Below are 24,426 nucleotides of genomic sequence, written 5' to 3'. Positions count from 1 at the left end.
ATTTAATGAGCGGGCGCCGAACGCCGCCCCACCGGTCGTTGAGAGGAGCGCGCTCTGGCGCGCGACGTCGAAACGCTTTGAGTGTTCGAGACGCTCAAGGCGTTTCGACTCGCTCGTTCCTCGCTCGCTCAACGACCGGGGAAACGGCGTGCCGCGGCATCCGTCAATCCGAACTCAGGAGGCGTACGTGACGAGGCCGAGCTCCACCGGCGACACCAGCTGGGCGTGCGCGGGGCGCACGCGGACGGTGTAGCCGAACGTGCCGGTCACGCTGAGCGGGAGGGTGCCGCTGAACACCGTGGCGCCGTCCGCCGCGGACGCGCCGGGGGACAGGCGGTACACCGAGTGGTCGCGGGCCAGGGCGTCGTCCTCGTTCGTCGCGCCGTAGAGCAGTTCGACCGCGACGTCGTCGGGCGACAGGCCGTCGAGCCGCACGTCGGCGCGCACCTCGAGGATGTCGCCGGCCTGCGCCTGCTGCGGAATGCCCGAGCTGTCGACGCTTGCGATCGACACGCGGCCCCACGCCTCGCGCACGCGCGCGACGAACGCGGCGACAGCGCGCGCTTCGAGGAAGCCGTTCGCGCGAAGCGCCACGTCGTGCGCCGCCGCCGGCACATAGAGCCGCTGGACGTAATCGCGCACCATGCGGTCGCTCGTCGCCTTCTTGCCGAGCTCGGTCATGGTGTGGCGCACCATGGCGAGCCAGCGCAGCGGAATCCCGCCCTCGCGCTCGTAGAAGCGCGGCACCAGCTGGTGCTCGATGAGATCGTAGAGAGCGGCCGCCTCGGCGTCGTCGCGCTCCTCATCGTTCGACGCGGTGTCGGCCGTGGGGATCGCCCAGCCGTTCTCGCCGTCGTACCACTCGTCCCACCACCCGTCGAGGATCGACAGGTTGAGGGCGCCGTTGAGCGCCGCCTTCATGCCGCTCGTGCCGCACGCCTCGAGCGGGCGCAGGGGGTTGTTGAGCCACACGTCGCAGCCGGGGTACAGGTCCTTGGCAAGCGTGATGTCGTAGTCCGGCAGGAACACGATGCGCCCGCGCACCTTCGGGTCGCGGCTGAAGCGCACGAGCTGCTGGATCAGGATCTTGCCCGAGTCGTCGGCCGGGTGCGACTTGCCGCCGATCACGATCTGCACCGGGCGCTCCGGGTCGGTGAGCAGGCGCGTCAGCCTCTCGGGGTCGCGCAGCATGAGCGTCAGGCGCTTGTACGTCGGCACGCGGCGCGCGAAGCCGATCGTCAGCACCTCCGGGTCGAGCAGATCCGCCACCCACGAGGGGGTGTGGCCGTTGGAGACGGATGCCGCGACCCGCCGCCGCGCCTCCGCGACGAGCTCGCCCTTCATCTGCTGACGGACGCCCCAGAGCTCGGCATCTGTCACGATTCCGCGATCGGTCCAGTCGTGCGTGTCGGTGTGCGCGTCGCCCCACGCCCGCTCGCTGACGGCCTTGAGGGCCGGGTGCACCCACGTCGGAGCGTGCACGCCGTTCGTGATCGACGTGATCGGCACCTCGTCGGTGTCGACCCCCGGCCACAGCATGCCGAACATGCCGCGGCTGACCTCGCCGTGGAGCACCGAGACGCCGTTCGCGTGCTGGCCGAGGTGCAGGCCGAGCACGGCCATGTTGAAGACGCCCTGGTCGCCGCCCTCCCACGTCTCGAGGCCGAGCGAGATCGCGCGGCCGGCGTCGAGTCCCTGGAACAGGCTGCTCGAGAGGAAGTCGGCGATGAGTTCGCGAGGGAAGCGGTCGATGCCCGCGGGCACCGGCGTGTGAGTGGTGAAGACGGTACCCGCGCGCACCTGGGCGAGGGCCTCGTCGAAGCTCAGGCCGTCGTGGGTGATGAGCTCCGACATCCGCTCGAGGCCCTGGAACCCGGCGTGGCCCTCGTTCGTGTGGTAGACGTCGGGCGCGGGGCGGCCGGCGAGCTCCGACCACGCGCGCACCGCGCGAACGCCTCCGACGCCGAGCAGCAGTTCCTGCAGCAGGCGGTGCTCGCCGCCGCCACCGTACAGGCGGTCGGTGACGCGTCGCATCTCGTCGGTGTTCGAGGGCGTCTCGGAGTCGAGCAGCAGGAGCGGGATGCGGCCGATGTCGGCGACCCAGATGCGCGCGTGCAGGCGGCGGCCACCAGGCAGGTCGAGCGCGATCTCGACGGGGGCGCCTTCGCGGTCACGGAGCAGCGTCAGGCCGAGTCCGTACGGATCGAGCAGCGGGTAGCTCTCGCGCTGCCACCCGTCGTCGCCGATCGACTGGCGGAAATACCCGGCGCGGTAGAAGAGGCCGACGCCGGTGAGCGGCACGCCGAGGTCGGACGCGCTCTTGAGGTGGTCGCCGGCGAGGATGCCGAGGCCGCCGGAGTACTGGGGGAGCGAGCCGTCGACGCCGAACTCGGGGGAGAAGTAGGCGATGTGCACCGGCTTGTCGCCCTCGAGGTGCTGGAACCAGCGGTCGCCCTCGAGGTAGGCGGCGAGGCGCTCGTCCTCCTCGCGTACGCGGGCGACGAACTGCTCATCCCGGGCGAGCTCGTCCAGGCGTTCTTGGCCCAATGCGCCGAGCATCCGTGCGGGGTTCGCGCCGGTCTCGTCCCACAGGACGGGATCCATCGAGGCGAACAGCGCGTGCGTCGCACGGCTCCACGACCAGCGCCAGTTGGAGGCGAGGCGGTCGAGCGGGGCGAGGGAGTCGGCGAGGACGGGACGGACGGTGAACGTGCGGATGGCCTTCACGCTCGCGATTCTAGGGGCAAAAGCTGGAAGCGCTTGCACCGGGTCGGTGACCGAGAGTCTCGCAGGGCGCGACACGTCGTGCGGCGACCGAAAGGGAGCCGCTCGCGTCGGGTGCCGGGTCTACGCTGGCGCTATGGCAATCGCACGACTGCACGGCGGACCCCTCGACGGACAGATCATTCCGCTCGACCCGACCGTCTCCGATTCGTACATCGTCCCCTACGGCGAGGGGCAGCTCGTCTATCGCCGCGAGGGCGACGAGACCCACACGGGCGACCAGGACGGCCCGACCGAGACGCGCTTCGTCTACGTCGAGGCCACCGAAGACATCGACCCGAACCCGGATGGTCGTGACGACTGATCGCACTCCCCACGCGGCCGGCGGCGACGCCGCCGCCGCGAGCGGCGCGTCGCACAGCGTCGAGGTCGAGCTGAAGTTCGACGTCGACGAGTCGACGCCGCTGCCCGACTGGTCGGCGCTTCCGGGTGTGGCGCGCGTCGGCGACCCCGAGTTGCGTCAGCTCGACGCCACCTACCTCGACAGCGATGACCTCGCGCTCGCGCACGCGGGCTACGCGGTGCGCCACCGCACCGGCGGTCCTGACGAGGGCTGGCACATCAAGGGCCCGCGGGGCGCCGACGGCGGCCGGGTCGAGCTGCACTGGCCGATCGGCCCCGTGGATGAGATCCCGGATGCTGTCGCCGACGCGGTCTCGAAGATCGCGCGCGCGTCGGACTTCGCGCCGATCGCCCGCATCCGCAACAGCCGCACCGCCTACGCACTGCAGGACGAGCACGGCGGCCTCGTCGCGGAGTTCGTCGACGACCACGTCGTCGCCACCGACGAGCGCGCCGGCGTGGACCGGTCCTGGCGCGAATGGGAGTTCGAGCTGGGACCCGCCGCCCCGACCTCGGACGAGGGCCGCGCCGCGCTGCTCGCGGCCGCGGAAGCCGCGGTGCGTGCCGCAGGCGGCCGCGCCGCGGCATCCGATTCCAAGCTCGCCCGCACGCTCGGCGCCTGAGGTCGCTCGCAAGCCCGACGCGTTTCGACTTCGCGCGCCAGAGCGCGCTCCGCTCAACGACCGGTGCCCTACTTTCGGTCGTTGAGCGAGCGAGGAACGAGCGAGTCGAAACGCCCTGGGTTTCCGAGGAAGCCCAGGGCGTTTCTGCGTCTGCTGATCAGAGGTTGATCATGTGGCCGGCGAGGCCGTGGAAGGCCTCCTGCACGGCCTCCGACAGCGTCGGGTGCGTGTGGACGTTGCGCGCCGCCTCGAGAGCGGTGAGGTCCCACTTCTGCGCGAGCGTCAGCTCGGGCAGGAGCTCCGAGACGTCAGGGCCGATGAGGTGGCCGCCGAGCAGCTCGAGGTGCTCGCCGTCGGCGATGAGCTTGACGAAGCCGATGGGCTCGCCCAGGCCGTTCGCCTTGCCGTTCGCCGAGAACGGGAACTTCGCGACCTTGACGTCGTAGCCGGCGTCGCGCGCCTGCTGCTCGGTGAGACCGAACGAGGCGACCTGCGGCGAGCAGAACGTCGCGCGCGGCATCATGCGGTAGTCGCCGAGCGTCATGGTCTCGGCCTTGCCGATGGTCTCGGCGGCGACGACGCCCTGCGCCTCGGCCACGTGGGCCAGCTGCAGCTTGGCGGTGACGTCACCGATCGCGTAGATGTGCGGCACGTTGGTGCGCATGTGGTCGTCGATGTCGATCGCCCCGCGGTCGGTGAGCTTCACGCCGGTGTTCTCGAGCCCGAAGCCCTCGACGTTGGCGGCGAAGCCGATCGACATCATGACCTTGTCGGCGTCGATCGAGCCCTGGCTGCCGTCCTTGGCGGTGTACGTCACGGTGACCTTGTCGCCGTGGTCGGTGACCGTCTCGACCTTGGTCGAGGTGAGGATGTCGACGCCGTAGCTCTTGTACTGGCGCGCGATCTCCTTCGAGACGTCCGCGTCCTCGTTCGGCAGGGCGCGGTCGAGGAACTCGATGATCGTGACCTTCACGCCGTAGTTCACCATCACGAAGGCGAACTCCATGCCGATGGCGCCGGCGCCGACGATGACGATCGACTGGGGCAGGTCGCGCGCGAGGATCTGCTCCTCGTACGTCACGATGTTTCCGCCGATCTGCACGCCCGGGAGCAGCCGGACCTTCGAGCCGGTCGAGATGATCGCGTTGTCGAACGTGACGCGCTCGGTGGTGCCGTCGGTCTTGGCGACGTCGATCGTGTTCGCGTCGACGAACGACCCGCGGCCCTCGTACTCGTCGACCTTGTTCTTCTTCATCAGGTAGTGGATGCCCTTGACGTGGGTGTCCGCCACCTTGCGGCTGCGGTCCCAGGCGACGCCGAAGTCGAAGTGCACATCGCCCGAGATGCCGAACAGGTCGGCCTTGTGGTGGAACTGGTGTGCGAGGTCGGCGTTCTTCAGCAGCGCCTTCGAGGGGATGCAGCCGACGTTGAGGCAGACACCGCCCCAGTACTTCTCTTCGATGATGGCGACCTTGAGGCCGAGCTGCGAAGCACGGACGGCTGCGACGTAGCCGCCGGGCCCCGCGCCGAGGATGGCGACGTCGTAATGAGGCATGGTCTCAAGCCTATCGGTCGACGGGGGGCTCGGAGTCGGGCCCCGGGGCGTCGGCGGCGCGGTCGGTCGACCCGTTCGCGAGGGCCTTCTCGCGGCGCGAGCGCGAGACGAGGAGGTACACCACGGCGCCGATCAGCGCGAGGGCGAGCACGCCGGCGATGATCCACGGCAGCGCGGTCGATGCGTCGTCCGCGACGGGCCCGTTCGTGACCGTCGGCGTCGGCGTCGGCCCGGCAGACTCGCTCGGCGCTGCGGTCTCTGTCGGCGTGGGGACGGTGGTCTCGGTCGGCGCCGGCGCCGGTGCTCCCTCGACCGCGAAGGTGAACTCGCCCGAAATCGGGTGCCCGTCGCTCGAGACGACCTTCCACAAGACCTTCACGGCACCGGATGCCTCGCCCGCGAGCGGCTGGGTCAGCACGTTGTCGCGCACGGTCGGTGCGCCGTCCGCGAGCGACGCGCCCGAGGCATCCATCACCTCCACGACCGAGGCGCCCTCGTCGTCGGCGATCTCGGCGCTGAAGGTCAGGGTGAGCTCCGCGGGGAGGGCCTCGAGCGTGCCGTCTGCGGCCGGATCGCTGCCGAGCAGCTCATCGTGCGCGCTGGCGGGGGAGGCTGCGGCGAGAATCATCCCGGAGGCGATCAGCAGTGCGGCGAGGAATGCCCAGACCCGGGCGGGAAGCGGCCTGTGAAGAGTTTGTGACATCACCCGATCGAGCCTATCCGGCTCTTTGCTGGGGGCCCGGCGAGGTCTAGCCTGGCGACAGGCGGGCCCGGAGCCCGCCGTTCCCCACGCGGAAGGATCCGGCGGATGGACCAGATGATGATGGGCGCCATGTCCAAGGACATGATGTCGATGCCCGGCATGGAGACCATGGACATGTCGGTCATGCAGGCCTGTATGGACGCCTGCTCGGCCTGCGAGCAGGCATGCACGGTGTGCTCCACGCAGATGATGTCGTGCGCCCCCGCGTGCATGAGCTGCGCGGACATGTGCAACACGATGATGCGCGCCATGATGCGGATGCAGGGCATGAACCCCGCGACCATGATGTCGATGCTCGACGCCTGCATGGCGATGTGCCAGCTGACGATGGACGAGTGCATGGAGCACGCCGACCACAGCGAGGTCTGCAAGATGTGCGCTCAGGCCTGCAAGGCGTGCATGGACGCGTGCATGGCCATGAAGGACATGATGATGGCGATGAGCTGAGGCTCTTCGCTTCTTCTCTGCGGCGGCTCGGCCGGCCCGGTCGCTGAGCTTGTCGAAGCGTCAGCCGCGGAGGACGTTGAACCGCGCGCCGCCGACGGCGAGCACGTGGTAGCGCTCGTGGATCGCGACCGGCGTGCCGGGCTTCGCGGCGGCGGCTGCGCCGGTGCCGTTCCAGAGCGCCACCGCGCTCCAGTCGGCGAGCGTGCGGAGGATCACGAAACCCGAGCGCTCGTCGGATGCCTCGACGATCGCGTCCGCCCACTCCGACGGCGTCGCCGAAGCGAGCCGTGCCTGGATCAGGTGCAGCGCGTGGCCCGGTGCGAACGAGGAGCAGTTGTCACCGTGGTCGCACATGCACGCCGCAGCCTCACGCACCTCGAGGGGCGGGATGTGGCTGTGCGGGCTCGACACGGTGGTCTCCTTCTGGTTAACGGATCGTTGCCGGTCCTGCCAGGCTAGGGGGGTGTGCCGTTCGCGGCATCTCGGCCGACACGCGGCGAAACATTGCGGCAACCGGGAACGTCCTCTTCCGAGCCGAGGGCGATCGGATAGGCTGGCGAGACAGAGGAGGAAACCGTGGAGCACGACCGCCGACCCGATCAGGGCGACATCCGCCGGGCCGCAGGGTCCGACGCACACGAGTCCGACCGCGCGTCCGACACGACGCAGACGTTCGGCCACGATTCCGACCTGTCCTTCGTGCCCTTCGGCAGCGAGCTCGGCGAGGCCGAGCTCGACGCGATCGACGCCCTCCCGTCCGGCGCCGCCCTGCTGCTGGTCCGTTCCGGACCCACTGCCGGCGCCCGCTACCTGCTCGATGCCGATGTCACCACGGTCGGGCGGCACCCCGAAGCCGACATCTTCTTCGACGACGTCACCGTCTCTCGCCGCCACGCGGAGATCAACCGCACCGGCACCACGTTCGAGCTCGTCGATCAGCGCTCGCTGAACGGCACCTACGTCAACGGCGAGCGGGTCGATCGGGCCACGCTCACCAACGGCGCCGAGGTGCGCATCGGAAAGTTCCGACTCAACTTCTTCGTCTCACCGGCTGACCTCTCCAGGGCGACGGAGGCCTGATGCCCGCGGCTTCCGTCCGTGACAGGGCGTCGTCCGCGGGTCTTCTCAGCATCGGTCAGGTCCTCGCGCGTCTGTCGCCCGAGTTCCCCTCCCTGACCTCCAGCAAGCTGCGCTTCCTCGAGGTCCAGGGGATCGTCACGCCCCTGCGCACCGAGTCCGGGTACCGCAAGTTCTCGCAGGGCGACCTGGAGCGACTGCGCCTCGCGCTCACCCTGCAGCGCGACCACTACCTGCCGCTGTCGGTGATCCGGGATTACCTCGAGGATGTCGACGCCGGCCGCGACCCGGCAACACCGACGGCGGTGCCTCCGCCGTCCATCGTGCCGGCTCCGCGCCGCTATCGCCGCGATGAGCTGCTGTCGGCGGCGGGCGCCGCACCGCAGCTGCTCAACGACGCCATCAGCACCGGCATCCTCACGGGCGCCGAGTCGTACACGGAGCAGTCGGTGACGCTGCTGCGTGCTCTCGTCGCACTCGACCGGCACGGCATAGAGCCGCGCCACGTTCGCGCGCTGCGGCAGAGCGCCGAACGCGACGTGGCGCTCGTCGAGTCGGCTCTCGCGCCCCTGCTTCGGCGGACGGATGCCGCGTCCCGCGGCCGCGCCGGAGAGCTGGCGCCGGAGCTCACCCGGCGTCTCGACGACGTGCGCGCGATCTTCGTGCGCGCGGCGCTCGAGCGCATGCTGTCCTGAGGTGCGGAGGAAGTCGCCCTTCCCCGACCGGTCGTCGAGGGAGCCTGCGAAACGTGCCGAAGTGCGCGACACGCCGACCCCCGAACGCCGGATGTCGTTGCCGCGAGGGGGAGGCTGATCTAGCGTGGAACTATTCGATCCGGAGGGGGGAACGAGCATGACCGGAGACGTTGCTCCTGGCGAGCCGTTCAGTGCAGAACTCCTCTTCACCGACGGTCTTCCCGCGATGGATGACGAGGTCGGCTACCGCGGCGCCGCCGCGGCGAAGGCCGCCGGCATCACCTACCGCCAGCTCGACTACTGGGCCCGCACCGAGCTCGTCGAGCCGACGGTCCGCGGCGCCAGCGGATCCGGCTCGCAGCGGCTCTACGGCTTCCGCGACATCCTGGTGCTGAAGCTCGTCAAGCGCCTGCTCGACACCGGCATCTCGCTTCAGCAGATCCGCACGGCCGTCGACCAGCTCCGCGCCGCCGGGATCCGCGACCTCGCAGGAACGACGCTCATGAGCGACGGGGCATCCGTCTATCTCTGCACGTCGAACGACGAGGTCATCGACCTCGTCAGCCGCGGTCAGGGCGTCTTCGGCATCGCCGTCGGAAAGGTGCTGCGCGAGGTCGAATCGGAGCTCCTCGAGTTCGAGGTCGAGAAGCCCGACCCGATGGACGAGCTCTCGGTGCGCCGCGCCGCCCGCACGGCATAGAGCGCGCGGCCGGAGTCAGCCGAGCGCAGACTCCATCTGCTCATGCGCGCCCGCTGTCGTGGTGAGCGCCTGCTCGAGATCCGCGATCAGGTCCGCCGGATCCTCGAGGCCGATGGAGAGGCGCACGAGCGCGTCGGAGGGCTTCGCGTCCGCCGTGACGGGTCGGTGGGTGAGTGCCGCGGGGTGCTGGATGAGCGAGTCGACGCTGCCCAGCGACACGGCATGCGTGAAGAGCCGGACGGACGCCGTCAGAGCCGACGCCGCATCGAACCCGTCGGCGAGTTCGATCGCGATCATCGCGCCGGGTCCGCTCTGCTGGGTGCCGATGAGGCCGCGGGGGTCGCTGTCGGCGAATCCCGGGAAGTGCACGCACGCGACCTCGGGCCGGGTGGTGAGCCACTCGGCGACGATGCGAGCCCCCTCCTGCTGCGCCCGCATGCGGACGGGCAGCGTCGCCAGACCGCGGTGCAGCAGGTAGGCGGCGAGGGGGTGCATGATCGCGCCGGTGATGGCGCGGGTGCGCCGAAGCGCCGCCGCGAGTCGCGCGTCGCACGCGACGACACCGCCCACGACATCGCCGTGGCCGCCCAGGTACTTGGTGGCACTGTGCAGCGACAGCGAGGCGCCCAGATCGAGCGGGTGCTGCAGCACCGGCGTCGCGAAGGTGTTGTCGACCAGCACCGGTACGTCGCCCGCCGCCGCAGCCACCCCGCGGATGTCTACGAGCTCGAGCGTGGGGTTCGCCGGGGTCTCGAGCACCACGAGCGCCGTGTCGTCGCGCAGCGCCGCGGCGACACCGTCGGGGGAGCAGAACGTGGTCTCGACGCCCAGGAGCCCCGAGGCGAGCAGGTGGTCGGTGCCGCCGTACAGCGGGCGAACGGCGACGACGTGGCGCTTTCCCGACTCGTGGGTCAGCGCGAGCAGCACGGCGGTGACCGCCGCCATGCCGGACGAGAACGCCACCGCCTCCTCGGCGTGCTCGAGACGCGAGAGGGCCTCCTCGAAACGGGCGACGGTCGGGTTCCACAGTCGCGCATACACGTTCGACCCGCCCTCGAACGGGTGGCCGCCGGTGGCGAGCACCTCGTACGACATGCCGCCGAGCTCGATGCCGGGAAGCGGGTTGGTCGACGAGAGGTCGAGGGGGAGAGCGTGGACGCCCTGGCCCGCGAGATCGTCGCGGCCGGCGTGCACGGCAAGGCTGTCAGGGTGCAGCGTCATCGATGCCATGGCGATATGGTCAGCGAAATCGCGACGAAAGGCAAGTCGAGCTCACCCGCACGTGCACAAGTAGCGCAATGTGCTCATCGGGTGAGCAAAGTGGTCACTCCCACGGATGCTGCGGGCCGCGGCATCCGTCAGATCACGCGCGGGAGTCCTCGGCGACCGGGATGCGACCGGTGCGCATGATGCGGTCGAGCAGGGAGTCGAAGTCGGCGGCGAGCTCCTGGGCGGAGTCGCCGGGCCAGATGTGCAGCGGCTTCGCCGCGCCCTGCGCCTGCTGGAGCGACGTGCGCTCGGGCAGCTGCGGGCTCAGGACGAGCGGGCCGAACATGTCGCGGAGCTCCTTGATGCGGAACTGATGCTCGATCGACTGCGGACGCACGCGGTTGACCACGATGCCCAGCGGCTGCAGGCGGGGGGAGAGGCCGCGGCGGATCTCTTCGATCGCACGCAGTGCGCGGTCGGCGGCGGCGACGGAGAAGAGCCCGGGCTCGGTCACGACGATGACGCGGTCGGAGGCCGCCCACGCGGTTCTGGTGAGGGCGTTGAGCGACGGGGCGCAGTCGATGAGCACGAGGTCGTAGTCGGCCTCGATCGTGGCGAGCGCCTCTTCGAGCTTCCAGACGTCGCGGACGCTCGGGTGGGGTCCGTCGAAGTTGATGGCCGACGGGCTGCCGATCATGACGTCGATCGTGCCCGGGTGCACCTTCGCCCAGCCGCTCGAGGTGATGGCCTGGCGGACCGTCTTCTCTTTGGGGTTGGCGAGGACATCGGCGACATTCAGGCGGCCGGCCACCTGGATGTCCATGCCCGTCGAGACGTCGGACTGCGGGTCGAGGTCGACGACGAGCGTGCGGACACCGCGGGCGAAAGCCGCCGACGCGAGTCCGAGAGTCACGGTCGTCTTGCCGACGCCACCCTTGAGCGAGCTGACGGATAGGACGTGCACAAGCCACCACGTTACCGTCCCCTAGGCTGAGAGCACACTCAGCCCGCATTTTCGGGTCCGCCTGCGCCGCCGCACACGGAGGTCTCATGTTCCGCAAGATCCTGGTCGCGAACCGAGGCGAGATCGCCATCCGAGCGTTCCGAGCCGCATACGAGCTGGGTGCGCGCACCGTCGCCGTGTTCCCCTTCGAGGACCGCGGCTCGCTGCATCGCCAGAAGGCGGACGAGTCCTACGAGATCGGTGAGAAGGGCCACCCGGTCCGCGCCTACCTCGATGTCGACGAGATCATCCGCGTCGCGCAGGCGGCCGGCGCCGACGCGATCTACCCGGGCTACGGCTTCCTGTCGGAGAACCCCGAGCTGGCGGAGAAGGCGGCCGCGAACGGCATCGCCTTCATCGGCCCGCCCTCGAAGGTGCTCGAGATGGCCGGCAACAAGGTCACCGCGAAGCAGCACGCGATCGCCGCCGGCGTGCCGGTGCTGCGCTCCACGGACGCTTCCGACGACGTCGACGCGCTGCTCGCTCAGGCCGACGGGATCGGGTTCCCCATCTTCGTGAAGGCGGTCGCCGGCGGCGGCGGACGAGGGATGCGGCGGGTCGAGCGCAAGGAGGAGCTCGCGCCCGCCCTCGCCGAGGCCATGCGCGAGGCCGGCAGCGCCTTCGGCGACGCACGCGTCTTCCTCGAACAGGCGGTGCAGCGGCCCCGTCACGTCGAGGTGCAGATCCTCGCCGACAAGACCGGCGAGACCGTGCACCTGTTCGAGCGCGACTGCTCGGTGCAGCGCCGTCACCAGAAGGTGATCGAGATCGCGCCGGCGCCGAACCTCGACCCAGCGATCCGCGACGCCCTCCACGGCTACGCCGTCGCCTTCGCACGGTCGATCGGCTACGAGAATGCCGGCACCGTCGAATTCCTCCTCGAGACCGCCGGCCCCCGCACCGGCGAGGTCGTCTTCATCGAGATGAACCCGCGCATCCAGGTCGAGCACACCGTCACCGAGGAGGTCACGGACGTCGACCTCGTGCAGTCGCAGATCCGCATCGCGGCGGGGCAGACGATCGCTGAGCTCGGTCTCACTCAGGACCGCATCCAGCTGCGCGGGGCGGCACTCCAGTGCCGCATCACGACGGAGGACCCGTCGCAGGGCTTCCGCCCCGACACCGGGCGCATCACCACGTACCGCTCGCCCGGTGGCGCGGGCATCCGCCTCGACGGCGGAACGACCGCCGCGGGGTCGCAGATCAGCCCGCACTTCGACTCGATGCTCGCGAAGCTCACCTGCCGGGGCCGCGACTTCCCGGCCGCCGTCGCACGCGCCCGCCGCGCGCTGGCCGAGTTCCGCATCCGCGGCGTCGCGACCAACATCCCGTTCCTGCGCGCCGTGCTCGATGACCCCGCCTTCATCGAGGGCGATGTCAGCACGTCCTTCATCGACGAGCGCCCGCAACTGCTCACGAGCAACCCCTCGCGCGACCGCGCGACGAAGCTGCTCGCCTGGCTCGGCGACGTCACGGTCAACCGCCCGTACGGCGAGAAGCCGCTGTCGGTGTCGCCGGGAAGCAAGCTGCCGGCCATCGATCTCGCCGCCGCGCCGCCCGCGGGCACGCTCGACCGCCTGCGCGAGCTCGGCCCCGAGGGCTTCGCCCGCGCCTTGCGCACGCAGAGCGGCCTCGCCATCACCGAGACGACGTTCCGCGACGCCCACCAGTCGCTGCTCGCGACGCGGGTGCGCACGCGCGATCTCGTCCGCGTCGGCCCGCACGTCGCGCGCATGACGCCGCAGCTGCTCTCGGTCGAGGCGTGGGGCGGCGCGACGTACGACGTCGCGCTGCGCTTCCTCGCCGAGGACCCGTGGGAGCGCCTCGAGGCGTTGCGCAGTGCGATGCCGAACATCCCGATCCAGATGCTGCTGCGCGGCCGCAACACCGTGGGCTACACGCCGCGTCCCGTCGAGGTGACCGACGCCTTCGTGCGCGAGGCCGCGGCCACGGGGGTCGACATCTTCCGCGTCTTCGACGCCCTCAACGACGTGTCGCAGATGCGTCCCGCGATCGACGCGGTGCGCTCCACCGGCACCGCGATCGCCGAAGTCGCGCTCTGCTACACCTCCGACCTGCTCGACCCGGCGGAGAAGCTGTACACGCTCGACTACTACCTGCGCCTCGCGGAGCAGATCGTCGAGTCGGGCGCGCACATCCTCGCCATCAAGGACATGGCGGGCCTCGTGCGTCCCGCCGCCGCCGCGAAGCTCGTCACCGCGCTGCGCGAGAACTTCGACCTGCCCGTGCACCTGCACACGCACGACACCGCGGGCGGCCAGCTCGCGACGCTGCTCGCGGCGAGCGCCGCGGGAGTGGACGCCGTGGATGCTGCGGCCGCACCGATGTCGGGCACCACGAGCCAGCCGTCGCTCTCGGCCCTCGTCGCCGCGCTCGCCCACACCGACCGCGACACCGGGCTCAGCCTTCAGGCTGTCAGCGACCTTGAGCCGTACTGGGAGGCGGTGCGCCACCTGTACCGTCCGTTCGAGTCCGGCCTCGCCTCGCCGACCGGTCGCGTCTATCACCACGAGATCCCGGGCGGGCAGCTGTCGAACCTCCGCCAGCAGGCGATCGCCCTCGGCCTCGCGGACGACTTCGAGCTCATCGAGGACATGTACGCCGCGGCCGACCGCATCCTCGGCCGCATCCCGAAGGTGACGCCGTCGTCGAAGGTCGTGGGCGACCTCGCCCTCGCGCTCGTCGCCGTGCGCGCCGATCCGGCGGATTTCGAGGCGAACCCGCAGAACTACGACATCCCGGACTCGGTCGTGGGCTTCATGGCGGGCGAGCTCGGCGATCTCCCGGGCGGCTGGCCCGAGCCCTTCCGAACGAAGGTGCTCGCGGGGCGCACGGTCTCGATCGAGATCCCGCCGCTCACCGCGGACGAGGAGGCGGGCCTCGCCGGCGACGCCGCGACGCGCCGCCGTACGCTCAACCGCCTCCTGTTCCCCGGGCCCGCGCGCGAATTCGAGAAGAACCGCGAGACGTACGGCGACCTCGCCAGTCTCGGCACTCCCGACTACCTCTACGGCCTCAAGCCGGGAGAGGAGCATGTCGCCGAGATCGACCCCGGCGTGCAGCTGTACGTGGGACTCGAGGCGATCGGTGAAGCGGATGCCAAGGGCATGCGCACGGTCATGACGACGCTCAACGGTCAGCTGCGCCCGGTGTTCGTGCGCGACCGCAGCATCAAGGTCGAAGCACGCCAGGCGGAGAAGGCCGACACCTCGAAGCCGGGGCAGGTCGCCGCGCCGTTCTCGGGTGTGGTCACGCTCAAGGCCAAGACGGGCGACACGGTCGCGGCCGGCCAGCCGGTCGCGTCGATCGAGGCGATGAAGATGGAGGCGGCCATCACCGCACCCGTCGAAGGCGTCGTCGAGCGCCTCGTCATCCCCGAGACCGCGCAGGTCGATGCCGGCGACCTTTTGGTCGTCATCCGTCCGGCGCAGTAGCCTGGAGGGTGGCATCCGCCCCTACGCGCCTGCGGCATGAGCCCGGCGCCGTCTTTTCAGGAGAACCCCGCTGTGACGCCCGATCGCACCGAACACACGCCCGACGAGCCTGAAAACGGCGTGCTGTCCGAGACCGAAAGCATCGACACGACCGGTCTCGGCATCCTGGGTGGTGCGACGGCGCAGGTGAACGTCGAACTGCCGTCCGAATCCGACGACGACCGCGACGACGACGGCGTGATCGACGACGAGGTGCCCTTCGTCATCGAGATCCCGGCCGACGCCGACCTTCCGGTGATCGAGGCGGTCTCGGTGGAGGAATTCTCCACCGAGACGAGCGAGGCCGAGATCGTCGAGAGCCCGGCCGACCTCGAGGAGTGGACCGTCGAGGGCGAGGGGTTCGCCCCGGTCCCGCCGACGGAGGACCTCGCCGACGCTGAGATCGTCGACGTGATCGAGGCCGAGGTCGAGGTCGACCGCGACGACGTGGTCGAGGAGGCATGGGCCGAGCCCGAAACCGAGGTCGAGTCCGTGGTCGAAGAGCCCGAAGCCGTCGCCGACGAGTCCGCGCCGGTCGCCGAAGAGCCCGTCGCCGAAGAGCCCGTCGCCACCGAGCCCGAGGCCGAGCCCGTGGCCCAAGAGCCGCCGGCCGAACCCGTTGCCACCGAGTCCGCACCCGCGGAGCCAGCGGTCGACGAGTTCGCGATCGCCGACTTCGACGCCGTGGAATTCGAAGACGCCGACTTCGACGGCGAATTCGATCCGGCCGAGTTCGACCTCGAACTCGCCGACGACGGCGTGGAATCCGCCCTGGCGGAGAACGCCGCAACGGGAGACGATGTCATCGCGACCGACGACAGCGCGGAGGAGCCCATGAGCGCCAAGACCCCTGCCGACGACCAGAAGGCAACCGCGACACCGGCGCCTGCCGCGCCGAAGCCGGCGCCCGCCCGTCCGTCGGTCCCGGCGGCAGCTGCGGCGGCGCAGACCGCACCTGCACCTGCGCCCGCCACGCGCCGCGAGGCCAACCACACCGGCGCCCAGCCGGTGATGGAGCGCTCGGCGGTCGAGCGCACGCCGTTCCCGCGCGCCGATGTGGCCCTGACCTCGAAGCGCCTCGGCGAGTTCGAGGCCGACCGTGAGACCGCCGACCTGCTCACCGCCGATCGCCTGCTCGACCCGCACCAGGTGGTGCGCCCCGAGCCCGAGGGCGCGTGGCAGCATTTCGTCTACTCGATCTCGGGCAAGCGCATCAACCTCGGCGACAGCAAGCGCGCGAAGGCCCGCAAAGAGCTCGACCGCCGCATCGCGGCGCCGCTCGCCGGCGGCGCGCGCTTCGTGCCCGTGCTTTCGCGCAAGGGCGGCGTCGGCAAGACGACCGTCACCACCCTGCTCGGTCAGGCGCTGGCCGACGCGCGCGACGACCGGGTGATCGCCGTCGACGCCAACCCCGACCGTGGCACGCTCGCCGAGCGCATCTCGCGTGACAGCGGCAAGACGGTGCGCGACCTCGTGCGCATCAGCCCTGAGGTCGTCGGCTTCAACGACCTTTCGGGCATCGTCGCCCGCGACGAGACGCGTCTGGACGTCGTCGCCTCCGACACCGACCCGCGCGTCTCCGAGGCGTTCAACGACGCCGACTACCGGGATGTCGCGGCCCTCGCGGCCCACTACTACTCGGTCGTGCTCACCGACACCGGCACGGGCATCGTCCACTCGGTGATGGGGGCGACGCTCGACCTCGCCGACCAGATCGTGATCGTCGCCGGCCTCAGCGTCGACGAGGCGCGGCTCGCGTCCGAGACGCTCACGTGGCTCGAGACGAACGGCTACGCCGACAAGGTGCGCAGCGCCGTCGTGGTGCTCAACAACGCGCGGCCGGGGCATCCGCTCGTCCAGCTCGATGAGCTCGAATCGCACTTCCGCACCCGCGTGCGCGCCGTCGTGCGCGTGCCGTACGACGCGCACATCGCGGCCGGCAGCGCCATCGTGTTCCGCGAGCTCCAGCCCGCGACGCGCGATGCCGCCCGCCGGCTCGCCGCCACCGTGGTCGAGGGCCTGCGCTCCCTCTCGACGGCGGCCTGAGGCATCCGATGGCAGTCCGCCCCATCCGCGTGTTCGGCGACCCCGTCCTGAAGTCCGTCAGCGCCCCCATCGGTGTGATCGACGACGGCGTGCGCGCCCTGGTCCGCGACCTCGTCGACACCGTCGAGCTCCCCGGTCGAGCCGGCGTCGCAGCGCCGCAGATCGGTGTCGGGCTGCGCGCGTTCAGCTACAACATCGACGGCGACATCGGCTACGTCCTGAATCCCGTGCTGGTCGAGGTCTCGGGTGAGCCCGAGGCGATCGGCGAGGGCTGCCTGTCGGTGCCCGGCCTGTGGCACGACGCCGTGCGCTACCCCTGGGCAAAGGTCGTCGGCATCGACCTCGACGGCGCCGAAGTCGTGCTCGAGGGCGAAGGCCTTCTTGCCCAGGCGCTGCAGCACGAGACCGACCACCTCGACGGCACGCTGTACCTCGACCGCCTCACCCCTGAGGGGCGCCGCACGGCGATGCGTGAGATCCGCGAGTCCGACTGGTTCTGAGACGCCCGCTTCACCGCGCAACGCGAAGCCCCGGACCCTGAAAAGGGCCCGGGGCTCGCGGCATCCGTCGTCCGCTACGAGAGCGACACGTTCGTCGTGTTGACGGGAACGGCGTAGATCTCGTCGATGTCGCCGGCGAAGTCATCGAGGATGACGTTGCGCTTGATGCTCATCTTCGGGGTGAGGTGCCCGCTGCCCTCCGTCCACTCCGTGGGGAGGATGGTGAACTTGCGGATCGACTCGGCGCGCGAGACGTTCTTGTTCGCGATGTCGATCGCCCGCTGCACCTCGGCACGCACCGCGTCGTTCTTGGCGGCGTCGGCGAGCGACATGTCGCCCGGCAGGCCGTTGTTCGAGAGCCAAGCCGGCAGCATCTCGGGGTCGAGCGTCACGAGGGCCGCGATGAACGGCTTCTGGTCGCCGACGACCACGACCTGACCGACGATCGGGTTGGCGCGGATCGGGTCCTCGAGAGCCGCGGGGGAGACGTTCTTTCCGCCGGCGGTGACGATGATCTCCTTCTTGCGACCGGTGATCGTGAGGAAGCCCTCGGAGTCGAACGCGCCGATGTCGCCGGTCTTGAACCAGTCGCCGTCGAACGTGGCCGCGGTGGCCTCCGGGTTGCGCCAGTACTCCTTGAACACGTTGATCCCGCGCACCTGGATCTCGCCGTCGTCGGCGAGACGGATGCCGACACCCGGCAGGACCGGGCCCACGGTGCCGATCTTGGACTTCGTCGCCAGGTTGACGGTCGCGGGGGCCGTCGTCTCGGTGAGGCCGTAGCCCTCGAGGATCGTGACGCCGAGGCTGTGGAAGAAGTGCCCGAGGCGCGGGCCCAGGGGAGCGGAGCCCGAGACGGCGTACGTGACATTCCCGCCCATCGCCGTGCGCAGCTTGCTGTAGACGAGGCGGTCGAACAGCGCGAACTTGATCTTCGTGCCGAAGGGGATCTTCTTGCCCTCCTGCTGAAGGCGGGAGTGCTCGATCGCGGTGTGCGCGGCGGCGCGGAAGATCTTGCCCTTGCCGCCCGCCTCCGCCTTCTGCTCGGCCGAGTTGTAGACCTTCTCGAACACGCGCGGCACGGCCAGGAGGAACGTCGGTTTGAACGACCCCAGGGCGGGCAGCAGCTGCTTCGTGTCGGGCTGGTGGCCCGTCTTCACCCCGGCATGGATGTCGAGGATCGAGATGAAGCGCGCGAACACGTGCGCCGTGGTGATGAAGAGGAGGGTCGAGGCGCCCGGCGTCTCGACGACCTCGTGCAGCGACTTGGCGGAGTTGCGCGCCAGCTCGACGAAGTTGCTGTGGGTCAGCACGCAGCCCTTGGGACGCCCGGTGGAGCCCGAGGTGTAGATGAGCGTCGCGATGTCGGCGCCGTTCGCGATGTTGCGACGCCGTTCGATCTCTTCGTCCGTGATGCTCGCGCCCTCGGCGACGAGCTTGTCGAGGTCGCCGCCGTGCATCTCCCACGCCGAGCGGATCAGCGGGAGCTCGGGACGCGCGTCGGCGAGCCGCGCGCTGTGGTCGGGCAGCTCGGTGATGACGGCGACTGCGCCCGAGTCGGTCAGGTTCCAGGCGATCTGCGCGCTCGAGCTGGTCTCGTAGATCGGCACCATGACCGCGCCGGCAAAGAACAGCGCGAAGTCGACGAGCGTCCATTCGTAGGTCGTGCGTGCGATGAAGCCCACCTTGTCGCCGGGCTCGATGCCGCCCGCGACGAAGCCCTTGGCCAGCGCGATGACCTGCTTCTGGAAATCGGCGGCGGTGATGTCGCGCCACCCTTCGCCCTCGGGCACGGCGAACAGCGCGAGGTTCGGCGTCGCCTTGACGCGCTCGACCAGGAGGTCGGTGATGTTCGCCTGCGGATCGGCGGGGACGATAGCAGGGACTTCGAATTGGACCACGGCAGCTCCTTCGGTACCGGACGACTGAATCTCGGGTGGATCTCATCCGAGTCTAATCAGGTGTCACATCGAACTCAGCGGGGGATGTGGAGAGCACCGCCTGGATAGACTTCAAGGCGCTGTCGCGCGTGCGGCGGAGGAGAGGGAGAACGTGCTCAAGGTCGGCATCGACATCGGCGGAACCAAGATCGCGGGCGGAGTGGTCGACTCAGAGGGCACCATCGTCGAACAGCTCCGTGTCGACACGCCCACCGACACCGCCGCGCTGGCGCAGGCCGTCGTCGACATGGCCCGCTACTTCCGCGGCGCGCACGACGTCGCCGCCGTGGGCGTCGCGGCGGCCGGTTTCATCGACCGCGACCGGGCGACCGTCATCCACGCCCCCAACATCGCGTGGCACAACGAGCCGCTGAAGGCGACGCTCGAAGAGGGGATCGGCCTGCCGGTCACCATCGAGAACGACGCGAACGCCGCAGGGTGGGCCGAGTTCCGCTTCGGGGCGGGCCGCGGCGTCGAGCACATGGTCATGCTCACGATGGGCACCGGCGTCGGCGGGGCGGTCGTCCTGGACGGCCAGCTCTTCCGCGGCGGGCACGGCATCGCCGCCGAGCTCGGGCACATCCGCTTCATCCGCGACGGCATCCTCTGCGGCTGCGGTCAGCACGGATGCCTCGAGCAGTATGCGTCGGGCCGCGCTCTGCAGCGCGAGGCCAACGACATCGCCGACGGCGGCGGCATCGGCGCCGCTCTCGCAGCGCACCGTGCCGAGAACGGCAAGATCAGCGGGCCGGCCGTGTCGCGCCTCGTGCTCGCCGGCGACGCCGGCGCCGCAGAGGCGCTCCGGCGCGTCGCGACCGCGCTCGGCGAGGCGTGCGGCGGATTCCAGGCGGTGCTCGACCCCGAGCTCTTCGTCATCGGCGGCGGCGTCGCCCAGCTCGGCGACGCCCTGCTCGCCCCTATGCGCGTTGCGTACGAGAAGTCGCTGCCCGGCTACGGCGACCGGCCGATCGCGAGTTTCAAGATCGCGAAGCTCGTCAACGACGCAGGCCTCATCGGAGCGGCCGACCTCGCGGGGACACAGGCGTAGCGCGATGTTCTACTGGCTGATGAAATACGTGGTCATCGGACCGATCGTCAAGGCGATCTGGCGCCCGTGGATCGTCGGCCGTCGCAACATCCCCGCCGAGGGCGCCGCGATCCTCGCGAGCAACCACCTGTCGTTCGTGGACTCGATCTTCCTGCCGCTCATGCTCGACCGGCCGGTGGTGTTCCTCGCGAAGAGCGACTACTTCACCGGCAAGGGGCTCAGGGGCTGGGCGACCCGCATGTTCTTCAAGGGCACGGGCCAGCTTCCCATCGACCGTTCCGGCGGCAAGGCGTCCGAGGCATCCCTCAACACGGGTCTTCAGGTGCTCGGCAGCGGTGATCTGCTCGGCATCTACCCCGAGGGCACGCGCAGCCCCGACGGCAAGCTCTACCGCGGTCGCACCGGCATCGCCCGTATGGCCCTCGAGGCGCACGTTCCGGTCGTGCCGGTCGTGATGGTCGACACTGACACGATGATGCCCATCGGCACCACCATCCCGCGGATCGTGCGGGTCGGCATCGTGGTGGGCGAACCGCTCGACTTCTCGCGCTTCCAGGGCATGGAGGGCGACCGCTACATCCTGCGCTCGATCACCGACGAGATCATGGTCGCGCTGCAGCGGCTGGGGGAGCAGGAGTACGAGGACGTCTACGCGTCGACCGTCAAGGACCGGCTCAAGCCGAAGTCCCGCTGAACGCCCGGCTGGCCGGTCGTCACGCGGCGCCGGCGCCCGCCGAGCCACGGCTAGAATCGGGGGATGCTCCAGCACCTCGACGCACTCGACCATTGGCGGACCCTGCCCATCAAGCAGCAGCCGCAGTGGTATGACGCCGAGGCTGTGGCCGCAGCATCCGCCGAACTGGCGACCCTGCCGCCGCTGGTCTTCGCCGGTGAGGTCGACAACCTCCGCGACCGCCTCGCGCGCGCCGCCTCGGGCAGGGCGTTCCTCCTCCAGGGCGGCGACTGCGCCGAGACCTTCGCCGGCGCGACCGCCGAGCAGATCCGCAACCGCATCAAGACGGTGCTGCAGATGGCCGTCGTGCTCACGTATGGCGCGTCCATGCCGGTCGTGAAGATGGGCCGCATGGCGGGCCAGTTCGCGAAGCCCCGCTCGAGCGACACCGAGACGCGAGGCGACGTGACCCTGCCGGCCTACCGCGGCGACATCGTGAACGGCTACGACTTCACCGAGCACTCGCGCAAGGCGGACCCGAACCGGCTGCTCAAGGGCTACCACACGGCCGCGTCGACCATCAATCTGATCCGCGCGTTCACGCAGGGTGGCTTCGCCGACCTCCGCGAGGTGCACTCGTGGAACAGGGGATTCGCCCAGAACCCCGCCAACCAGCAGTACGAGCGCCTGGCGACCGAGATCGACCGCGCCATCAAGTTCATGGAGGCCGCCGGCGCGGACTTCGACGAGCTCAAGCGCGTCGAGTTCTACACGGGTCACGAGGGTCTGCTCATGGACTACGAGCGCCCGATGACCCGCATCGACTCGCGCACGAGCACGCCGTACAACACGTCGGCCCACTTCCTGTGGATCGGCGAGCGCACGCGCGACCTCGACGGCGCGCACGTCGACTACTTCTCGAAGATCCGCAACCCCATCGGCGTGAAGCTCGGCCCCACCACCTCGCCCGAGACGGCGCTCGAGCTCATCGACAAGCTCGACCCGAACCGGGAGCCCGGTCGCCTCACCTTCATCACTCGCATGGGAGCGGGCAAGATCCGCGACGCGCTGCCGCCGTTGCTCGAGGCCGTCAAGGACTCGGGCGCGACCCCGCTGTGGGTCACCGACCCGATGCACGGCAACGGCATCACGACGCCCACCGGTTACAAGACGCGTCGCTTCGACGACGTCGTCGACGAGGTGCGCGGCTTCTTCGAGGCGCACCGCTCGGTGGGCACGTTCCCCGGCGGCATACACGTCGAGCTCACCGGCGACGACGTCACCGAGTGCCTCGGCGGCTCCGAGCAGATCGACGAGGCCACCCTTGCGACCCGCTACGAGTCGCTGTGCGACCCGCGCCTCAACCACATGCAGTCGCTCGAGCTCGCCTTCCTCGTGGCCGAGGAGCTCGAGAAGCGTTGACGCGGCTCGGATCAATGCGAGCGCCAGCGAGCGTTGATGCGTGCCGGGTCGAGGTTGAGCGAGCGAAGCGAGTCGAGACCCCGTCAGCCTGACACGCAGAAGATCCCGGATGCCTCACCCCGAGGCATCCGGGATCTGTTCGTTCTGCGTCAGAGGGCGGCGGCGATGCGCAGCGAGATGACGGTGCCCTTGGGCTCCATGTCGCCGGCGTCGGGCTTCTGCGACTCGACCTTGGTGAACGGGTCGGGGAAGGCGTCCCAGCGGTCGTCGTAGTCGATGGTGAATCCGGCGTCGGCGGCGGCCTGGCGTGCTGCCGCCAGCGTCATGCCCTCGAAGTCGGGGACCTCGAACAGCGCAGGGCCGGTCGACACCACGAGGGTCACCGTGTCGCCGGGAGCGAGCCAGGTGCCGTCCTCCTTGCCGATGACGCGGATGACGCGCTCGGCCTTCACCGAGTCGCTGGACTCGGCCTGGCTGGGATCGGCGACGACGAGCCCGAGGCCCTCGAGCGTGCTGCGCGCCTTGCCCTCGCTCTCGCCCGAGACGTTCGGGAGAGGGCCGAGCGAGACCTGCAGGCGCGCGGTGTCGCCCTGGTGCACGGTGCAGCCGTCCATGCAGGCGACATCCTGCGAGCCGTCCTCCGGCGCGCCCGCGGGGCGGATGATCACGCCGATGACGACGTCGGGGGCGGCGTCGGTGAAGAAGGTGGCGCTCTCGTCTGGGGCGGACACGGACTGGGCCTGGAGGGCGGCGCGCGCATCGGCCTCGGGCATTCCCGAGAACGACGGGAATGTCGCCTCCTGCGGACCGAGCGAGACGTAGACGTCCACCTCGGCGCCCTTGTCGACGCGGGTGCCGCCACCCGGATCGCTGCGGATGACCTCACCCGCCGCGACGTCGAGGCTGTACTCGCCCTGCTGGACCGCGACGAGCGAGTCCTCCTGGAGACGTGCAGACGCCTGGTCGAACGTCATGCCGGTGACGTCGGCGACCGCGACCATCGAGCCCGGACCGGAGCCGAACCACCAGCCCAGGCCGCCCGCGAGCGTCGCGAGCACGAGCACGAGCACGACGAGCCAGGCGCCGCGAGAGCGTCGGCGCTGGGTCGCCGTGCGCAGACGGCCGGCGTTGTCGACATCGGCCATCGTGGCGATGGGACCGGTCGCCGTGCCGGGCAGCACCGCCGTGAGCTCGCCGGTCGCGGCGACGTCGTCGCGCACGATGCCGATGGGGCCCGTGCGGGTGACGACGGGGGAGATGCCGAGCTCGCGCTCGATGTCGTGCAGGCGCTGCAGCATCTCGCGCGCGTCGACGGGCCGCTCGTCGGGCGACTTCTCGGTCGCCCACAGCACGAGCTCGTCGAGGGGCTCGGGAACGCCCGGATTCTTCACGCTCGGCCGCGGCACGGAGTCGGTGGCGTGCTGGAACGCGATCTGCATCGGCTGCTCGCCCTTGTACGGCTGCTCGCCGGTGAGCATCTCGTACAGCATGATGCCGATGGCGTAGATGTCGCTGCGCGCGTCTGCGGTGCCGCGCGTGACGAGCTCGGGTGCCAGGTACGCGATCGTGCCGAGCAGCTGGGCGCCCGATGCGGTGTTCGCGGTCGTCGCGCGGGCAAGACCGAAGTCGCCGATCTTGATGCGGCCGTCTTCGGCGAGGAGCACGTTCTCAGGCTTGACGTCGCGGTGCACGATGCCGGCCTTGTGCGCGGCGGCGAGCCCGGACAGCACGGCGTCGAGGATCGACACCGCCTGCGGGACGGTCAGCCGGCGCTGCTCGCGCAGGAGCTCGCGCAGCGTGATGCCGGGGAGGTACTCCATGACGAGGTACGCCATGTCGCCGTCCTGGCCCTGATCGAACACGTTGACCACGTGCGGATCGGCGAGGCGGGCGGCCGCGCGGGCCTCCTGGATGAACCGGCTCTGGAAGACCGTGTCATCGCTCAGGTGGGAGTGCATGACCTTGAGCGCGACCCGTCGCTCGAGGCGCAGATCTGTCGCCACATACACGGTGGCCATGCCACCGCGGGCGATGCGAGCACGCACCCGGTATCGGCCGTCGACCAGACGGCCGATCAGCGGATCCGTCTGCTGACTCGTGCTCAC

20 protein-coding genes are annotated in these 24,426 nt (G+C 70.1%); 12 read left to right on the top strand and 8 right to left on the bottom strand.

What is annotated here, in order from left to right:
• Positions 1 to 174: 174 nt before the first annotated feature.
• Positions 175 to 2,727: an alpha-glucan family phosphorylase gene (gene glgP / locus MRBLWH7_RS05730; RefSeq protein WP_342000017.1), complete on the bottom strand. Its 2,553-nt coding sequence runs from the start codon at positions 2,725 to 2,727 to the stop codon at positions 175 to 177.
• A 133-nt stretch (positions 2,728 to 2,860) separates the two neighbouring features.
• Between glgP and MRBLWH7_RS05725 the strand changes: the two genes are divergently transcribed.
• Together MRBLWH7_RS05725 and MRBLWH7_RS05720 are read left to right on the top strand one after the other, a co-directional pair.
• A complete protein-coding gene (locus tag MRBLWH7_RS05725; RefSeq protein ID WP_045299024.1) occupies positions 2,861 to 3,088 on the top strand; it encodes a hypothetical protein in 228 nt (75 codons plus the stop codon).
• On the top strand, positions 3,078 to 3,749 hold the full coding sequence (locus MRBLWH7_RS05720; RefSeq protein ID WP_342000013.1) for a CYTH domain-containing protein: 672 nt from the start codon (positions 3,078 to 3,080) through the stop codon (positions 3,747 to 3,749). Before MRBLWH7_RS05725 ends, MRBLWH7_RS05720 begins: the two co-directional genes overlap by 11 nt.
• Positions 3,750 to 3,906: 157 nt before the next feature.
• Here the strand turns inward: MRBLWH7_RS05720 and lpdA are convergent, their stop codons facing one another.
• Positions 3,907 to 5,304, bottom strand: a complete 1,398-nt coding sequence (lpdA, locus tag MRBLWH7_RS05715) for a dihydrolipoyl dehydrogenase (RefSeq protein WP_342000011.1) — start codon at positions 5,302 to 5,304, stop codon at positions 3,907 to 3,909.
• A 10-nt stretch (positions 5,305 to 5,314) separates the two neighbouring features.
• A complete protein-coding gene (locus MRBLWH7_RS05710; protein ID WP_342000009.1) occupies positions 5,315 to 6,007 on the bottom strand; it encodes a copper resistance CopC family protein in 693 nt (230 codons plus the stop codon).
• Between the two features lie 105 nt (positions 6,008 to 6,112).
• Between MRBLWH7_RS05710 and MRBLWH7_RS05705 the strand changes: the two genes are divergently transcribed.
• Positions 6,113 to 6,514, top strand: a complete 402-nt coding sequence (locus MRBLWH7_RS05705; RefSeq protein WP_342000007.1) for a hypothetical protein — start codon at positions 6,113 to 6,115, stop codon at positions 6,512 to 6,514.
• 60 nt (positions 6,515 to 6,574) lie between these two features.
• On the opposite strand, the gene MRBLWH7_RS05700 is transcribed toward MRBLWH7_RS05705, so the two are convergent.
• Positions 6,575 to 6,925 carry a hypothetical protein gene (locus MRBLWH7_RS05700; protein ID WP_342000005.1) on the bottom strand — a complete coding sequence of 117 codons (351 nt, stop codon included), beginning with the start codon at positions 6,923 to 6,925 and terminating at the stop codon, positions 6,575 to 6,577.
• 165 nt (positions 6,926 to 7,090) lie between these two features.
• Here MRBLWH7_RS05700 and MRBLWH7_RS05695 point away from each other — a divergent pair, with 165 nt between their 5' ends.
• The 3 genes from MRBLWH7_RS05695 (at position 7,091) to MRBLWH7_RS05685 (ending at position 8,986) form a co-directional block, all read left to right on the top strand.
• A complete protein-coding gene (locus MRBLWH7_RS05695; RefSeq protein WP_342000002.1) occupies positions 7,091 to 7,594 on the top strand; it encodes an FHA domain-containing protein in 504 nt (167 codons plus the stop codon).
• On the top strand, positions 7,594 to 8,286 hold the full coding sequence (locus MRBLWH7_RS05690; RefSeq protein WP_342000000.1) for a MerR family transcriptional regulator: 693 nt from the start codon (positions 7,594 to 7,596) through the stop codon (positions 8,284 to 8,286). The genes MRBLWH7_RS05695 and MRBLWH7_RS05690 overlap by 1 nt, the downstream gene beginning before the upstream one ends.
• 157 nt (positions 8,287 to 8,443) lie before the next feature.
• Positions 8,444 to 8,986, top strand: a complete 543-nt coding sequence (locus MRBLWH7_RS05685) for a MerR family transcriptional regulator (RefSeq protein ID WP_341999998.1) — start codon at positions 8,444 to 8,446, stop codon at positions 8,984 to 8,986.
• Between the two features lie 15 nt (positions 8,987 to 9,001).
• Here the strand turns inward: MRBLWH7_RS05685 and MRBLWH7_RS05680 are convergent, their stop codons facing one another.
• Positions 9,002 to 10,216: an aminotransferase class I/II-fold pyridoxal phosphate-dependent enzyme gene (locus MRBLWH7_RS05680; protein ID WP_341999996.1), complete on the bottom strand. Its 1,215-nt coding sequence runs from the start codon at positions 10,214 to 10,216 to the stop codon at positions 9,002 to 9,004.
• 133 nt (positions 10,217 to 10,349) lie between these two features.
• The gene (locus tag MRBLWH7_RS05675) at positions 10,350 to 11,159 is read right to left on the bottom strand and encodes a ParA family protein (protein ID WP_341999994.1); all 810 of its coding nucleotides are present in this window, start codon (positions 11,157 to 11,159) and stop codon (positions 10,350 to 10,352) included.
• A gap of 86 nt (positions 11,160 to 11,245) precedes the next feature.
• Here MRBLWH7_RS05675 and MRBLWH7_RS05670 point away from each other — a divergent pair, with 86 nt between their 5' ends.
• From MRBLWH7_RS05670 to MRBLWH7_RS05660, 3 genes are all read left to right on the top strand, one after another.
• Entirely contained in the window at positions 11,246 to 14,653 is a 3,408-nt protein-coding gene (locus MRBLWH7_RS05670; RefSeq protein ID WP_341999992.1) for a pyruvate carboxylase, read from the top strand.
• 72 nt (positions 14,654 to 14,725) lie between these two features.
• Positions 14,726 to 16,738 (top strand): AAA family ATPase, encoded by a 2,013-nt coding sequence (locus MRBLWH7_RS05665; RefSeq protein WP_341999990.1) that lies wholly within the window; start codon positions 14,726 to 14,728, stop codon positions 16,736 to 16,738.
• A gap of 8 nt (positions 16,739 to 16,746) precedes the next feature.
• Positions 16,747 to 17,238: a peptide deformylase gene (locus MRBLWH7_RS05660; RefSeq protein ID WP_341999988.1), complete on the top strand. Its 492-nt coding sequence runs from the start codon at positions 16,747 to 16,749 to the stop codon at positions 17,236 to 17,238.
• Between the two features lie 74 nt (positions 17,239 to 17,312).
• Here MRBLWH7_RS05660 and MRBLWH7_RS05655 read toward each other — a convergent pair whose 3' ends face one another.
• The gene (locus tag MRBLWH7_RS05655) at positions 17,313 to 19,139 is read right to left on the bottom strand and encodes an AMP-dependent synthetase/ligase (RefSeq protein ID WP_341999986.1); all 1,827 of its coding nucleotides are present in this window, start codon (positions 19,137 to 19,139) and stop codon (positions 17,313 to 17,315) included.
• 151 nt (positions 19,140 to 19,290) lie between these two features.
• On the opposite strand from MRBLWH7_RS05655, the gene MRBLWH7_RS05650 reads away from it, so the two are divergent.
• The 3 genes from MRBLWH7_RS05650 (at position 19,291) to MRBLWH7_RS05640 (ending at position 22,321) form a co-directional block, all read left to right on the top strand.
• Positions 19,291 to 20,226: an ROK family protein gene (locus MRBLWH7_RS05650; RefSeq protein WP_341999984.1), complete on the top strand. Its 936-nt coding sequence runs from the start codon at positions 19,291 to 19,293 to the stop codon at positions 20,224 to 20,226.
• Positions 20,227 to 20,230: 4 nt separating this feature from the next.
• On the top strand, positions 20,231 to 20,920 hold the full coding sequence (locus tag MRBLWH7_RS05645; RefSeq protein ID WP_341999982.1) for a lysophospholipid acyltransferase family protein: 690 nt from the start codon (positions 20,231 to 20,233) through the stop codon (positions 20,918 to 20,920).
• 63 nt (positions 20,921 to 20,983) lie between these two features.
• Entirely contained in the window at positions 20,984 to 22,321 is a 1,338-nt protein-coding gene (locus MRBLWH7_RS05640) for a 3-deoxy-7-phosphoheptulonate synthase class II (protein WP_341999980.1), read from the top strand.
• 149 nt (positions 22,322 to 22,470) lie between these two features.
• Here the strand turns inward: MRBLWH7_RS05640 and pknB are convergent, their stop codons facing one another.
• Positions 22,471 to 24,426 carry a Stk1 family PASTA domain-containing Ser/Thr kinase gene (gene pknB / locus MRBLWH7_RS05635; protein ID WP_341999978.1) on the bottom strand — a complete coding sequence of 652 codons (1,956 nt, stop codon included), beginning with the start codon at positions 24,424 to 24,426 and terminating at the stop codon, positions 22,471 to 22,473.

It is taken from the genome of Microbacterium sp. LWH7-1.2, from assembly GCF_038397755.1.
GTDB lineage: Bacteria > Actinomycetota > Actinomycetes > Actinomycetales > Microbacteriaceae > Microbacterium.
The sequence above is the reverse complement of the archived record's forward strand: the minus strand, read 5'-3'. Positions and strand labels throughout refer to the sequence as shown.

What these genes read in the sequence shown, in the direction of transcription:
- MRBLWH7_RS05725 (WP_045299024.1), top strand. Translation starts at nt 2,861, where the DNA reads ATGGCAATCGCACGACTGCACGGCGGACCCCTCGACGGACAGATCATT.
- lpdA (WP_342000011.1), bottom strand. Translation starts at nt 5,304, where the DNA reads ATGCCTCATTACGACGTCGCCATCCTCGGCGCGGGGCCCGGCGGCTAC.
- MRBLWH7_RS05710 (WP_342000009.1), bottom strand. Translation starts at nt 6,007, where the DNA reads ATGTCACAAACTCTTCACAGGCCGCTTCCCGCCCGGGTCTGGGCATTC.
- MRBLWH7_RS05705 (WP_342000007.1), top strand. Translation starts at nt 6,113, where the DNA reads ATGGACCAGATGATGATGGGCGCCATGTCCAAGGACATGATGTCGATG.
- MRBLWH7_RS05690 (WP_342000000.1), top strand. Translation starts at nt 7,594, where the DNA reads ATGCCCGCGGCTTCCGTCCGTGACAGGGCGTCGTCCGCGGGTCTTCTC.
- MRBLWH7_RS05685 (WP_341999998.1), top strand. Translation starts at nt 8,444, where the DNA reads ATGACCGGAGACGTTGCTCCTGGCGAGCCGTTCAGTGCAGAACTCCTC.
- MRBLWH7_RS05680 (WP_341999996.1), bottom strand. Translation starts at nt 10,216, where the DNA reads ATGGCATCGATGACGCTGCACCCTGACAGCCTTGCCGTGCACGCCGGC.
- MRBLWH7_RS05670 (WP_341999992.1), top strand. Translation starts at nt 11,246, where the DNA reads ATGTTCCGCAAGATCCTGGTCGCGAACCGAGGCGAGATCGCCATCCGA.
- MRBLWH7_RS05660 (WP_341999988.1), top strand. Translation starts at nt 16,747, where the DNA reads ATGGCAGTCCGCCCCATCCGCGTGTTCGGCGACCCCGTCCTGAAGTCC.
- MRBLWH7_RS05645 (WP_341999982.1), top strand. Translation starts at nt 20,231, where the DNA reads ATGTTCTACTGGCTGATGAAATACGTGGTCATCGGACCGATCGTCAAG.
- MRBLWH7_RS05640 (WP_341999980.1), top strand. Translation starts at nt 20,984, where the DNA reads ATGCTCCAGCACCTCGACGCACTCGACCATTGGCGGACCCTGCCCATC.